This window comes from Enterobacter sp. Taxon_8, assembly GCF_058354585.1.
Window position 1 is genome coordinate 799,938 of sequence record NZ_CM177989.1, and the last position, 14,246, is coordinate 814,183.

Annotated in this window: 12 protein-coding genes; 6 read left to right on the forward strand and 6 right to left on the reverse strand. The window is 54.6% G+C overall.

Annotated features, from left to right (window positions below; translation table 11 throughout):
• The first annotated feature begins 682 nt into the window (after positions 1 to 682).
• The 4 genes from AC4IBF_RS03880 (at position 683) to AC4IBF_RS03895 (ending at position 6,109) form a co-directional block, all read left to right on the forward strand.
• A complete protein-coding gene (locus AC4IBF_RS03880) occupies positions 683 to 2,767 on the forward strand; it encodes an EndoU domain-containing protein (protein WP_338128013.1) in 2,085 nt (694 codons plus the stop codon).
• A 10-nt stretch (positions 2,768 to 2,777) separates the two neighbouring features.
• Positions 2,778 to 3,029 (forward strand): MafI family immunity protein, encoded by a 252-nt coding sequence (locus AC4IBF_RS03885; protein ID WP_133295100.1) that lies wholly within the window; start codon positions 2,778 to 2,780, stop codon positions 3,027 to 3,029.
• A 129-nt stretch (positions 3,030 to 3,158) separates the two neighbouring features.
• Positions 3,159 to 5,657, forward strand: a complete 2,499-nt coding sequence (locus tag AC4IBF_RS03890; RefSeq protein ID WP_491463312.1) for a hemagglutinin repeat-containing protein — start codon at positions 3,159 to 3,161, stop codon at positions 5,655 to 5,657.
• Entirely contained in the window at positions 5,657 to 6,109 is a 453-nt protein-coding gene (locus tag AC4IBF_RS03895) for a hypothetical protein (RefSeq protein ID WP_136195108.1), read from the forward strand. The genes AC4IBF_RS03890 and AC4IBF_RS03895 overlap by 1 nt, the downstream gene beginning before the upstream one ends.
• A 210-nt stretch (positions 6,110 to 6,319) precedes the next feature.
• Here AC4IBF_RS03895 and AC4IBF_RS03900 read toward each other — a convergent pair whose 3' ends face one another.
• From AC4IBF_RS03900 to AC4IBF_RS03920, 5 genes are all read right to left on the reverse strand, one after another.
• Complete coding sequence (locus tag AC4IBF_RS03900; protein ID WP_023326018.1) at positions 6,320 to 7,390, reverse strand: ABC transporter ATP-binding protein; 1,071 nt, start codon at positions 7,388 to 7,390, stop codon at positions 6,320 to 6,322.
• Positions 7,383 to 9,152, reverse strand: coding sequence for an ABC transporter permease (locus tag AC4IBF_RS03905; RefSeq protein WP_023333293.1), 1,770 nt, complete (start codon positions 9,150 to 9,152; stop codon positions 7,383 to 7,385). Before AC4IBF_RS03905 ends, AC4IBF_RS03900 begins: the two co-directional genes overlap by 8 nt.
• Before the next feature lie 80 nt (positions 9,153 to 9,232).
• The gene (locus AC4IBF_RS03910; RefSeq protein WP_045909906.1) at positions 9,233 to 10,321 is read right to left on the reverse strand and encodes an ABC transporter substrate-binding protein; all 1,089 of its coding nucleotides are present in this window, start codon (positions 10,319 to 10,321) and stop codon (positions 9,233 to 9,235) included.
• 168 nt (positions 10,322 to 10,489) lie between these two features.
• Positions 10,490 to 11,185, reverse strand: a complete 696-nt coding sequence (locus AC4IBF_RS03915) for a response regulator (RefSeq protein ID WP_032638033.1) — start codon at positions 11,183 to 11,185, stop codon at positions 10,490 to 10,492.
• Positions 11,169 to 12,809: an ATP-binding protein gene (locus AC4IBF_RS03920; RefSeq protein WP_133295097.1), complete on the reverse strand. Its 1,641-nt coding sequence runs from the start codon at positions 12,807 to 12,809 to the stop codon at positions 11,169 to 11,171. The genes AC4IBF_RS03915 and AC4IBF_RS03920 overlap by 17 nt, the downstream gene beginning before the upstream one ends.
• A 176-nt stretch (positions 12,810 to 12,985) precedes the next feature.
• Here AC4IBF_RS03920 and yjdI point away from each other — a divergent pair, with 176 nt between their 5' ends.
• Positions 12,986 to 13,216 carry a 4Fe-4S mono-cluster protein YjdI gene (gene yjdI / locus AC4IBF_RS03925; protein WP_008499689.1) on the forward strand — a complete coding sequence of 77 codons (231 nt, stop codon included), beginning with the start codon at positions 12,986 to 12,988 and terminating at the stop codon, positions 13,214 to 13,216.
• Positions 13,217 to 13,226: 10 nt separating this feature from the next.
• Positions 13,227 to 13,499 carry a GNAT family N-acetyltransferase gene (locus AC4IBF_RS03930; protein ID WP_008499687.1) on the forward strand — a complete coding sequence of 91 codons (273 nt, stop codon included), beginning with the start codon at positions 13,227 to 13,229 and terminating at the stop codon, positions 13,497 to 13,499.
• Between the two features lie 27 nt (positions 13,500 to 13,526).
• On the opposite strand, the gene AC4IBF_RS03935 is transcribed toward AC4IBF_RS03930, so the two are convergent.
• On the reverse strand, positions 13,527 to 14,138 hold the full coding sequence (locus tag AC4IBF_RS03935) for a LysE family translocator (RefSeq protein ID WP_133295096.1): 612 nt from the start codon (positions 14,136 to 14,138) through the stop codon (positions 13,527 to 13,529).
• Between the last annotated feature and the right edge of the window lie 108 nt (positions 14,139 to 14,246).

Sequence of the window (14,246 nt, forward strand, 5' to 3'; positions counted from 1 at the left end):
CCATCCTTAATGCGAGTAAGGGTTTTTTGATCGCTTGGAAGATTAAGCCAACTGTAACGTACAAAATGACTATCGAAAGCATGCCGTACGCAAAATCGCTGATTGGATACATTTACTTACCTGTCTAGTCGGGTCCTGTTCTTCAGTTTACATCCCTCTATCGAAAATGTACCCATAACAGTTGGTGATCTGTTAGACCGTCAGCCCAGGCCCTCGGTGAAAAGCGCTTTTCTTCACCAAATATCGCTACGTGCTGCCTTCAGCGACACGCCTCTCTGCAATAAACAGTGCAGTTACACAATGCTGCTTTGGGCTGAGGCAAGGGAGATAACTTGATGTTTTGAAGTGCCTCTGTTCACTAATTGTACAGCCATTTAACATATTGTATCTTATAAGTACTTGACTGGAATTGTAAGGTATTGCTTTTCGGAGTGTTGATGCGAAGCGGGGTACACAACAGCTATTTCATCAACAGAAGGAAAGCATTCGGGGGGATTTGAAGTGAGTTATCTTGTTCAAGGATTTTGGATGAGTTTGGCTGCTCACCACATAATTTCAGGTTTCAGGCCTTTGAAGTTGCCACCTCATCAAATGTCATAAAAGCACATTTTTGTATTCGCCAGCAGACACAGGGCTACTACGGCGATGTTAACACAACGGGCTGAAAGTCTGCCATCACCTGGTGATATTCACCGAGCCAGGCCGCCACTGTTTCGTACCCATTGCCCACAACAATGTAAACAGCCAACCCACCAATCCATCCTGCGCTTCACCAGAAGCCCCTAGCGTCAGTGCATCGGGTGAGAATATCACCCAGAATGGTAAGAGCGTTGCTGAACAGAGCGGGATATTCGCAGGCAAGGGCGGCTTTGCCGTCACCACCGGAAATCATACCCAGCTTGACGGCGCGGTGATTGCATCCACGGCGTCTGCAGATAAAAATAGCCTCGACACGGGTACGCTGGGTTTCAGTAATCTCCACAACGAGAGCCAGACCAGCGGCAACGGCTACACGGTGGCGCTTTCCGGCAGCGCGGGCGGCAGCGGAAACGGTGAAAACCGCAACCTGGCACCGGCAATCGGTACGGGCCAGGCAGAAGAGAGCCACACCGGGACGACCTCATCAGCGGTGAGTGGCGGTAGCATTGTCATTCGCAACCCGGCGGGACAGAAACAGGATATTGCTGACCTGAGCCGTGATACGGCTGACGCCCACCACGGCGTGGACGTGAACGGTGATGTGCAGAAGGTCAGGGATAACCTGGCGGTCCAGAGCGAAGGCGCGGCGCTGGCCACCTCTGCGCTGGATGCTTACGGTAAGTATGCGGAGCAGAAAGCGCGGGAATCCAATGCGGCGCTGGGCGCGAAGCTGGCATCTGAAGGGAAACTGCAGGGCGATACGCCGCAGGAGCAGGAAGCGTTCCTGAAGACGCAGCCCGGATATCAGAATACCGAGTACGGTCCGGGGAGTGCCTTCTGGACGAAGGGCAGCGCAGCGGCGGGATTACTGGCAGGTGCGCTTGGCGGTAACCTGAAGGCAGGCGCGGCAGCAGGGGCGGCCCCTCTGCTGGCGACCCTGGTCAAGGAGCAGAAAGACCCGACAGCCCGTGCCGCGCTGCACGGTATTGTAGCTGCAGCGCTGACGCAGCTGAGTGGCGGGAGCACTGCGGATGGCCTGAAGGCTGGTGCCATTGGAGCCATTACGGCCTCGGCGATGACCGACCATCTGATCAGTGCGCTGTATGGAGATAAAAAATCCAGTGACCTGACGCCAGAGGAAAAACGGCTGGTCAGTAGCCTCGTGAGTATCGCGGGTGGTCTGGCGGGCGCTGCGGTGACGGATGGCAGTGTCTCCATGGCGGCGGCGGCGTCAGAAACGGCGAAGGTGGAGGTTGAGAATAACTCGCTGGGTGTCGATCAGAACCAGCACCGCATTAAAGAGCTATCTGAGTGTCAGGGTAATGCAGGCTGTGACAAAGGGATTACCGAAAAATATAAGCAACTCAATGCTGAGCAGCATAAGAGCGTTGTTGAGTGTAAAGGCGCAAAGGCCTGTGTTGATAAGGCTAATGAGGTCGGCGGCCTGCAGACGGCATACGCAAATCGTCTTGGCGAACTTGGTGATAAGCTTCACAGCACAGGTAGTCTGACAACAGAAGAGAAGCAGGAATGGGCCTACCTTCAGGGAGTGCTACCGCAGCTTGAAGCGGACAGAAATGCAGCTATTCATAATGCGCTGATGTCGGGTGATTCGTCGGAGGCGAAGCAGCTTGCGATAAACTCGTTAGCGCAGGTGGCCGGAACCAGCGCAGCGGGGATAGCGGCTGGGATTGGGAAAGGAGGAAAAGGTAGCTCGCTACCTACACCAACAAGCTCAGATCTTGGATTATCGCCTGCAAACCAGAAATATGTGGATATCCTTTCACCGGAAGCGAAACAGCATATTTTGTATGGGGATAGCCCTACGCAAGGTGGACATCTGTATCCCGGAAATCCAGGAAAAACAGTTTTCCCTCAAAGTTGGTCAGCAGACAAGGTTGTTCATGCTGTGGGTGATATAGCTACTTCACCCGATACCAAATGGTTTGCCCAGACCGGAACGGGCGGGGCGTATACAAATGCAGGAAGACCAGCAAGATGGGTTGCCTGGGAAGAGCGAGAGGGTGTTAGAGTTCGTGTGGTATACGAGCCTGCTAGTGGGAAAATAGTAACAGCGTTCCCGGATAATAATCCGACTCCTCCAGGTTTAAGGCCAATTAAGAAATAGTGTGGGCGCGATGGATATTAATGACAAAATTAGATTATTAGGTGAAGGATTAAAGGATCGGTTGGATCCTTCGCTAGTTGACTTTGCCCTTGATTATATTGGGTTCTCAGAGAACGTATTAGCATTTGAAACGCTATGTGATCACATCGCTGATTTTGATGTTGTGATTAGTAGAGATGAATACACGCAAGTACTTAAAATAGCTAATGATCTTGGTTTAGAAATAGATAGTAGATATACATATATCAATCCAGAGAAATAACATTCTAATAACTATGACTAATCCCGGCCTCAGCGCCGGGATCTTCTCTTTAACCGTCAGAGCTTAACCGGTTCGATCACCAGCCGTCCCTGCTCCACGCTGACCAACACCGGGGCACAGGGCACCACCATTAATGCCGGTGAGAATGTCTCTGTCCGTGCCGGAAATGACATTGCTGGCGTGGGGGTACAGATCGCGGGTAAACAGGTGGCGCTGGATGCGGGGCTGGATATTCTGCTGTCTGCCTCCCGGAACACAACCCACTCTGAGAGTAAAAACAGCGGCAGCCAGTTCAGCGTCGGTGTCGGTGTGAGCCTGATTGGTGCGCAAAACGGCATCTCGGTGGAGCTGGGAGCGTCACAGCATAAGGGGCAGGAAAACAGCCAGTCGCAGCGCAATACGAACAGTGTTATCCATGCTGATGAACAGCTTACGGTGAACAGCGGACGCGACACCACCCTGAAAGGTGCGGAGCTGGAAGGTAATCGTGTGGTGGTGAATACCGGGCGCGATCTCACCATCAGCAGCGTGCAGGATACGGCCAGTTATGACAGCAAGCAGTCTTCGTCAGGCGCGTCCCTCAGCCTGTGCATACCGCCACTGTGTTATGGTGCGTCTTCCGGTAGCGTCAGTGCATCGGGTGAGAATATCACCCAGAATGGTAAGAGCGTTGCTGAACAGAGCGGGATATTCGCAGGCAAGGGCGGCTTTGCCGTCACCACCGGAAATCATACCCAGCTTGACGGCGCGGTGATTGCATCCACGGCGTCTGCAGATAAAAATAGCCTCGACACGGGTACGCTGGGTTTCAGTAATCTCCACAACGAGAGCCAGACCAGCGGCAACGGCTACACGGTGGCGCTTTCCGGCAGCGCGGGCGGCAGCGGAAACGGTGAAAACCGCAACCTGGCACCGGCAATCGGTACGGGCCAGGCAGAAGAGAGCCACACCGGGACGACCTCATCAGCGGTGAGTGGCGGTAGCATTGTCATTCGCAACCCGGCGGGACAGAAACAGGATATTGCTGACCTGAGCCGTGATACGGCTGACGCCCACCACGGCGTGGACGTGAACGGTGATGTGCAGAAGGTCAGGGATAACCTGGCGGTCCAGAGCGAAGGCGCGGCGCTGGCCACCTCTGCGCTGGATGCTTACGGTAAGTATGCGGAGCAGAAAGCGCGGGAATCCAATGCGGCGCTGGGCGCGAAGCTGGCATCTGAAGGGAAACTGCAGGGCGATACGCCGCAGGAGCAGGAAGCGTTCCTGAAGACGCAGCCCGGATATCAGAATACCGAGTACGGTCCGGGGAGTGCCTTCTGGACGAAGGGCAGCGCAGCGGCGGGATTACTGGCAGGTGCGCTTGGCGGTAACCTGAAGGCAGGCGCGGCAGCAGGGGCGGCCCCTCTGCTGGCGACCCTGGTCAAGGAGCAGAAAGACCCGACAGCCCGTGCCGCGCTGCACGGTATTGTAGCTGCAGCGCTGACGCAGCTGAGTGGCGGGAGCACTGCGGATGGCCTGAAGGCTGGTGCCATTGGAGCCATTACGGCCTCGGCGATGACCGACCATCTGATCAGTGCGCTGTATGGAGATAAAAAATCCAGTGACCTGACGCCAGAGGAAAAACGGCTGGTCAGTAGCCTCGTGAGTATCGCGGGTGGTCTGGCGGGCGCTGCGGTGACGGATGGCAGTGTCTCCATGGCGGCGGCGGCGTCAGAAACGGCGAAGGTGGAGGTTGAGAATAACTCGCTGGGTGTCGTTATACAGGGCGGTAAACTGGCTGCACAGGGATGTCTGAAAATTTCTGCTTGCCGTGATCGCCTGGTTGCCAGTGGTCTGGGTGCTTTACTGGGGATTGGTGCATCCACATCAGCAATGGATACATTGTCACAAGATGAGCAGTTACATCTGATCTATGTGGCCTCGCTCAATGATCCTTCCCAGCTCAGTCAGTTAAATGATGCTCAGAAAGCGGCCTATGAGTCCCTGACAGGTAAGACAATCACCAGTACTGGTGGTACGCAGGTCATTAACCCGGGACCATCAAATACTGGTGGAGACCAGACTGTAACCGGAAATACGCCCTCCAACACAGGGAATAATAGTGTAGCAACCGGAGGGATAAATCATACTGGTAATACCAACGGTGATGGAGCGTCAAACAATAATGGCTGGACGACAACTACGCCTGTTCCGGATTCTCCTTCACTGGATGATCTTTTCTATCAGAACGAGAAGATCCCCGGCCTTGAAAAGGTTCGCCCTGAAAATCCCGGTTATCCAGCCAATCAGAGTGTTATTGAAAAAATGAACGAACCTAAGTTTATTGCCTGGATAGGCAATACAGATTGTACGGATTGCTCAGATATCGCACCTAAGCTTCTCGATGCAGCTGGCGGGCACGGGAAAATTATTGAAGCAAGGCCGACGACTCCGTACAACTTAAATGTGTATGAAAATGGAAAAATTGTACATGAACAAGCTTTCCATCAGGTTTATACCGATGGTCAGTATGTTTACGATCCAAGAGTGTCCTTAAAACCGATTCCTAAAGGAGATTGGGAAAAACATATCAAATCTATAAATCAGGGAAGTGTTACGATCTCTGATAAATTACAGGGGTTAAAATAATGTTTCCGATAGGTAAGAAAGAAACAATCTTGTTGGACTTCATTGGTTCTCTTGGAAAACTGGAGTGGTTACATTATCAGAGCCGTATTGAAGATGAATGGATAAATGACCATTTTGAAAAAATTGATCGCTCTAAGTACCCTCCTTATACCAGTTTTCGTTTTGAAAAAGAGGTTCCAGAAGTTATCACCTTACTGGAAGATGCGATTCAATCATATAAAGGTAAAGTTGAGTGGTGTATGACCCATCATCCGAAAGAGTATGGTACTGGTGTTAATCATCGTATTTTGCCTACATTTGTTAAAAATCTCAGAGCGAGTGAAGGTATGGAAGATGTTAACGAGTATATTGAAAACCATTATCCTGATTTTGGCCCAATCGCCTATGAAGATCTTGTTGGACTGACGGAGCATGTTCAATTAGTTTTCAAAAATGCTGGATATGGCGCATAAATTTTCTTTATATGCTCTGTAATAACATTTTGATATGGAGTCTTAAACCGTTATACGTACGGACGGAAAAAAGTGTCAGGTGGCTATTTTAGTCCGAATGCCTTAACAATAATGGCTAGCGCCATCTATCCTGGCATCTGCGCATTTCTTTGTTTTGTAGACCCGGTAAGCGAATCGCTACCGGGCCATGGCAGATTAATTATTGACTCATCACCCTTTCGGGAACACCCAAACATGCTTCTCCGGCAGCGAAAGATGGCAGTGCTGCGGATCCCGAACCTCATGCCCATACGCACGAATGACAAAATCATCTCCCACCGTGCGGAACAGGTATTCCCAGCGGTCGCCGAGATACATGCTGGTAAGCAGCGGCAGCTCAAGCTGATTTTCCCCTGGCCCCTCGACTACCGCCACGCGCTCGACGCGGATCACCGCCGTGGCTTCATCACCGCTCTGCACCCCTTCACCGGCCTGACCCCACAGCACCCAGCCTTTTCCTTCGATACGCGCTCTGCCGTCGCGCACTTCGGTGACCTTGCCGTGCAGGCGATTGTTGCTGCCCATAAACTCGGCGGTAAACAGCGTTTTCGGCGAGCCGTACATCTCCTGCGGCGTGCCCTGTTGCTCAATTTTGCCGTTGTTGAGCAGCAGGATGCGGTCGGATATGGACATCGCTTCGTTCTGGTCGTGCGTCACCATCAGTGCCGATAGCCCGAGCTTGATAATCAGCTCGCGCAGGAACACGCGGGCCTCTTCACGCAGCTTGGCGTCGAGGTTAGAGAGCGGCTCGTCCAGCAAAATTACCGGCGGGTTGTACACCAGCGCCCGGCCGATCGCCACGCGCTGCTGCTGTCCACCGGAGAGCTGGTGCGGGTGACGTTTGCCAAGATGGCCCAGACCCAGCTGGTCCAGCACGTCCTGAACGCGCTGCTGGATCTCTTTGGCCGGGACTTTGCGCAGCTTGAGCGGATAGGCCACGTTCTCAAACACGGTTTTGTGCGGCCACAGAGCATAGGACTGGAACACCAGCCCCAGGTTACGCTCTTCCGCCGGGACCTCGCTGCGCGGCGTGCCGTCGTAAACTTTATTGTTGCCAATCACAATCGACCCCTGGGTCGGTTTTTCCAGACCCGCGACGGCGCGGAGCAGGGTGGTTTTGCCGCTGCCGGAGGGGCCTAACAGGGAGACCACTTCGCCGCGCTTCAGGTTCATGGAGACACCTTTTAAAACAGGATTGTCGCCGTAGGTTAAGTGCAGATCGTCAACCGCTAATTCAATCATGTATTTTCACTCCGAAACGAAGGGCAATGCCCAGACCTACCACGACCAGCAGGATGTTAATGAAAGAGAGCGCCGCCACGATATCAATGGCACCCGCGGCCCAGAGGGAAACCAGCATCGATCCGATGGTTTCCGTGCCGGGTGAAAGCAGGTACACACCCGTTGAATATTCGCGCTCAAAGATCAGGAACATCAGCAGCCACGAACCGATAAGACCGTAGCGGGAGAGCGGAATGGTGACGTGGCGGGTGATCTGCCCGCGCGTCGCCCCGGTGCTGCGCGCCGCCTCTTCAAGCTCCGGTCCCACCTGCAGCAGCGTGGAAGAGATGAGCCTCAGCCCGTAAGCCATCCACACCACGGTATAGGCCAGCCAGACGCTGAAAATGGTGCTGCGCAGCGAGCGCAGCCAGACGATGACGTTTTCACGCATCCAGTCGGTCCAGGCAAACCCGGAAAGCCAGCCGGATTTCAGCGAGTTATCCAGCCACATCGGCAGGAACAGGAACACCCACAGGAACGCCAGACCCGCCAGCAGGCCAGGCACGGCGCGCGGCACCAGCACGCTGTAGTCCAGGAAACGCGTGGTGTTGTCCGGCTTACGGTGCATGGCAATGCCGACAAACAGGTAGCACACCACGGCCAGCGCGCCGCCAATCACGCCAATCGCCATGGAGTTGACGATGGCGCGCAGCAGGTTGGGCTGCGCCCAGATGGTGCGGAAGGTGTTCAGAGAAAGCTCGTCCCACAGCGAAACGCCAACGCCCCAGTTTGAGATAAACGCGCGCAATACCACGCCGAGCAGCGGAACGCCGATGGTGACGGTGAGCCAGAAGGCAATCACCGCGCCAGCCACCCAGCGCCATTTACCCAGCGGCAGCGCGCGGGCCTGCGAGGCCTTGCCCTTCATGGTGACGAAGCGGTTGGCGGTGCGCATCAGGCGACGCTGGAGCATCACCAGCGGGATGGTGATGCAGATCAGCACCACGGCAACCGCCGCCATCAGGTTATAGGATGGGGTGCCCATCTTGTTCGTCAGCTTATAGAGATAGGTCGCCAGCACCATATTGCCTTCCGGGTCGCCGAGTACCAGCATCAGGCCGAACACCTCCAGCCCGAGGAAGAACAGCAGCACGGTGGCGTACAGAATGGACGGGCGCACCATCGGCAGGCTGACGGAGGTCATCACCTGCCAGGGCGACGCGCCCGCTGTGCGCGCGGCTTCTTCCACATCGGAGCCCACGCTGCGCAGCGCTGACGAGATATACAGATAGGCGTGCGGGACGTGCGTCAGGCCGGCGATGACCACAATGCTCGACATGTCGTAGATGTTCCACGGCACAAAGCCAATCAGCGCCTGAGCCCACTGGGAGAGAAAGCCCACCGGACCGGCAGCCACCACGTAGCCAAAGCCCAGCACCATCGGTGAAACGAAAATCGGGACCAGGATCAGCGGCTCAATCAACCGGCGACCGGGCAGGTCGGTGCGTACCATCAGAAACGCCAGCACGCCGCCCAGCGGGATTGAGATAAAGACTAGCCCGAAAGCAAGAATAAAGCCGCTTTTCAGGGCCTTATAAAAATCAGGGTCGGTGAAAATAAATTCAAATGATTCAAAGCTCCACTCTTTTGACGGCGAAAAGAACGGGGCGGACAGGAAGCTCTGTATCACGATAAACGACAGCGGCGTGTAGATAACCAGGGCGGTTATCAGCACGACGATGCCTCGCGGCAGGCTTTGCCACTTTCTGCGTAATGTATTCATGGGGTATCCCTGGTGTTGCAGCCCAGAAAAACGAACTCAGTCGATAAGGGAGCGCGGCGGCCTGCGCCGCGCTCAGACTCTTATTTACCGGCGGCGGTACGCCACTCTTTGATGTACTCCAGGCGTTTTTTCGGCTGCAGGTATTCCAGCAGCGTTTCATCAACCGGAATTGGCTTCAGCGCGTTGCCGAGGATTTTGGTCAGGCCGTCGATATCATTCTTGCCTTCGATATCGTTACGAATGGAGGGGATGTCCGCCTGATTGGCCAGAATGTTTTGCCCTTGCTCAGACAGCACATAGTCAAGCCACAGCTTCGCGGCGTTGCTGTTTTGCGATTGCTGGCTGATGAACGACACGCGCGACAGCACCAGGGTGTAATCTTTTGGATAGGCAATGCCGAGCGACGGATCGTTCTTCGCGCGCGCTTCCGCGTAGGAACCGAGGATGTTGAAGCCGATCAGGTTTTCACCGGAGGAGACGCGCTCCATCATGGTGCCGGTAGACGACTGCACCGACAGGCCTCCTTTGGCGACGTCGGCCAGGGTCTTGAAGTAGTTAGGATCGGCGTTGTGATCCTGCACCGAAAGCATAAAGCCCAGACCCGATTTTTCGATGTCGTAGGTGGTGACTTTGTTCTTGAATTTGTCCGTCTGGCTGGCAATCAGCTTCGCCAGTGCGGCGTGAGAGTCCGGCACGTCGCCGGCCGGGATCAGACGCTTGTTGTAGATAAAGACCACCGGCTCATAGGTAGTGCCGTATGCCTTATCCTTCCAGACCGCCCATTTCGGCAGCTGGCTTTGCTCCGGCGATTTATACTCCATGGCGTAGTCGGTGGCGAGCTTCAGGCCGGTGTCCATCGAGGAGCTCCAGACCACGTCGCCGCTCACGCCGCCGGAGGCCTGTTCGCTGATGAAACGGTTGTACAGCTCGGTGCTGTTCATGTCGTTGTATTCGACTTTAATGCCTGGATAGGTTTTTTCGAAGCCCTGGATCAGCGGTCCGGCAGCTTTGATGTCGGTGGTGGAGTAAATAACAACCTTGCCCTCTTTCGTGGCGGCATCAACCACTTTTTGATACTCAGCAGGATAACCCTGCGGCAGGGCAGACAGTGCAGAAGCAGAGAACAGTACGGTAGCGGTAAGCAGAGAAATTCGGAACGTGTTCGACATTATAGTTAACCTTTTAGTTACATTTGAGGAACTAATTGTCAACATAGCGTAAAGCGCGCCTCCGACAATAGGGAGGCGATGGCAATGATTCCGAAGTGTGATTGTCGCCGTCGTTTCAGCAATTAACACCATAAAATCCGCGAACGTTAGCTTACGAACGGTTCTGGATTACGGTTTATCGGGGGCTTTGCGGTATAACCGGCGAGGATGACCAATATTGCCATACAGCATTTCGACGCTGATTAACCCGCTCTCCACGCAGTATTCAAGGTAGCGGCGCCCCGTGGTTTTGCTGATCCCTACGTTTTCCACCACCTCTTCAACCGACATCGCGCTGTCGGGATGCTCGGCGAACAGGCGTTTAATCCGCTCCAGCGTCTGGGGTTCAATGCCCTTTGTGGACGGCGTAACGGAGGCTTCCGCGGCAGGCAGATGAAACAGGCGATCCAGCGCATGCTGGTCGACCACCTTCACCTGCTGCACGGTGTGGATGAAGCGCATAAAACGCTCCAGCGAGGCGTGCAGGCGCTGGAAAAAGACGGGCTTGATGAGGTAGTCAAACGCGCCGCTGCGCATGGCGTGGCTGCAGGTCTGCATATCGCTGGCGGCAGTGATGAAGATCACCGAGCACTCATAGCTTTTCAGCAGCGGATTATCGATGAGCTCCACGCCTTTACCGTCCGGGAGATAGTTGTCCAGCAGGATAAGCCGCGGCTGATGCTGACGAATCAGGCGGCATGCCTGCTCAATCGACGCGGCGATGCCCACCACGCGCAAATGAAAATTTTGCTCGATATACTCGCGATGCAGCTCCGCCAGGTGCGGCTCATCTTCAACGATCACAACATCAAGTGCTCGGGTCATGCTTTTGCCCATTCGGAATAAACACAGAAAAAATAGTCCCTTGTGGCGTGTTGTCGGCAATCTCAATAGTGCCGCCAGCCTTGTCGATATATCCTGCCACCAGATACAGGCCAATACCGTGCTCGGTGCCCACAATGTCGTTTTCGCTGTCCGGCTTGCTGCTGAATCCCTGGCGGAAAATATGCGGCTTCATCGCATCCTCCACCCCGCAGCCCCTGTCGGCCACCTCGATCAGCAGCTCCTGGTTACGGTCTGAAATGTAAAGCTCTACCGGCGCGGGGACCGGTGCTTTAAGGGTTGCGTCCACCGCGTTGTCCAGCAGATTTCCAATAACCGACATCAGCTCCGTTTCGTTGAGCGTGGCGGGCATGCGGGTGAGCTGGCAGGCGGGATCAAACAGCAGCTCGATGCCTTTTTCGCGCGCGCTAACGTATTTTCCTAACAGCAGCCCACATAGCGCGGGAGAGGAAAAACGGGCGGAGACAAAGTCCAGCACCCGCTGCGCGCCTTCGGACTGCACCTGAATGTAACGAATCGCCTCGTCATAGTGTTTCATCTGCAGCAAGCCCACCAGCGTGGCGGTCCAGTTCAGCTGCTCGTGGCGCATAATGCGCAGGTTATCCGCATAGCGCTTGATCTGACTGAGCTGGCTGCTGAGGGTGTTGATGTCATTTTTGTCGCGAAAGCTGTAGACCCAGCCGCTTTCAACGCCCGGTTCGACCTCAATCGCCACGCGGTTGACGATCACCTCGCGCTGGTTCAGCACCGCAATCTGGTCGTGGCTGCCAGCGCTGACCGAGGCGTAGCGCTGGGATAAAAAGCCCGGCGACGTCTGCAGAACGTCTTCCAGCGGTTTACCGATAAGGTCTTTCTCACTTTGCCGAATATCCAGCATTTCTCGTGCGGCGCGGTTAATTAAGATCAGCTGCTTCTCTTCATTGACGGCAAATACCCCCTCATACATGGCTTCTAATAGCGCGCGCTGCTGCAAAACCAGTTGAGCGATATCTTTCGGCTCCAGTCGGAACATCTGTTTTTTGAGATTGCGGGTAAACAGCCAGGAGAACATAAACAGCAGCAGCAGAAGAGCCGCGCCGTACAGCCCGGACTGCCAGAGAATACGGGCGTTAATATTGGCAATATAGGAGGTCAGATAGCCGACCGAGACAATACCAATCACCTGGTGCTGCGCGTTAAAGATCGGCGCTTTGCTGCGCAGTGAAACCCCAATACCGCCCTGACGCACGGAAATAATGGTTTTGCCCTTTAATACCTCCGCGTTATCCCCGCCGATCATCGGTAAATTTATGCGCTCCGGGGATTCCGAATGATAAAGGTGCTGCTCCTGCGTATCGCCAATCACAATATAGCTGGCATCGCTTTGGGCGCGCAGCGGCTGAATTAACCGGGCGATGCCGGGGATATCCCGGGCCGCAACCATTGCAGCCAGACCCGGCATCAGCGCGATCTGGCTGGCCTGAACCCGGGCGCGCTGGCCGAGATCGTGATGGAGCTGCCGGTCAATAAAATGAAACAGGATCGTTCCCAGCAGAACTAACAGCAGGCAGGAGAAGCACACCAGCGCTAAAAATAGCTTTACCTGAAAAGAGAGTCTGCGTTTCATTCAACCTGCGGATGTTATGTAAAAGTGACATTTGCCGAGCCTGACATGGGCAAATAGCGGACGCAATCTGGCAAGAAAAGAGTTGTGACCTGGCTTTTCGTTTTCGGCGTTATAGCCAGCAGGATCCCGTCAGGCTATTCTTCATTCAGCACGATAATAATTACAGAGGCAATGTCATGGATAAAGAGCTACTGGATGCGGGTTACCGGGCCTATACCGGCGAGAAAATTGACGTTTACTTCAACACCGGGATCTGCAAACACTCCGGTAACTGCGTGCGTGGCAGCGCAAAGCTGTTTAATCTCAAACGTAAGCCGTGGATTATTCCCGATGAAGTGGACGTTGAAACGGTTGTCCGCGTGATTGATACCTGCCCGAGCGGTGCGCTGAAGTATCGCCAAAAATAAGCGAGGAACCATGGATATTCTGGAAGGCCATAACAAGTTTTACGTGAATGATGCGAACGGCAATCAGGTCGCGGAGATTGTCTTCGTACCGACCGGCGAGCACCTGAGCATTATCGAGCACACCGACGTGGATGAGAGCCTGAAAGGGCAGGGCGTCGGTAAACAGCTGGTAGCGAAAGTGGTGGAGAAGATGCGCGGTGAGAACCGTAAAATTATCCCGCTGTGCCCGTTCGCGAAACATGAGTTTGATAAAACGCGGGAATATGACGATATTCGGGCGTAAATAACACCGGCGATGGCCGGTGTTTTTTTATCTCACCTGCTCAAAAAGCAATACCATCGCGATCAGCACCATGATCCCTCCTGATGCCATGCTTACCAGACGCGCCGCCTGTGGTCGGGTCGCCAGTACCGCTTTCGAACCATACCCCACCAGCAGATAGACCAGCGTACAGGTGATAAGGTGCATCATACCAAGCGCGGACATCTGCATCGCTATCGACCAGCTTCCGGTCGGGTCCGTAAACTGCGGAAGCAGCGCCAGGAACAGCAAAAACACTTTTGGGTTTAGGCCGCTTATGCAGAGTCCTTTCACCGCCCACTGTCTCCAGCTTCCCGCGTGGTGGGTGGCCTTTTCCGGTGCGGCAGGGTGACGCAGCAACATTATGCCAAGCCACATGAGATACAGAGCGCCAGCCACGGTCAGCCCGGTCAACGCCAGCGGATGTTGAGCAATCACGACCCCCACGCCAGCCACCACAATCAGAGTGGCTAACAGATGTCCGGACATCAGCCCCATCACCGCCGGTACCACGCGTCGCCCGTTAATCCCGGCGCTAATGGCGTAGGCCCAGTCGGCGCCCGGCGTCATGATAAGCAGAAAAGAAACCACCCAAAAGCCGGCCACAATACTCATTTCCATCGTCCTGAAGACTCCCGCAGTGCGTCAAACGTTGAGAAAAAGAATATCGCTAACTCTGCGAAATAGGCTTTCAATGTTATGCTCGTAACACGGTTAAATTGAGAAAAT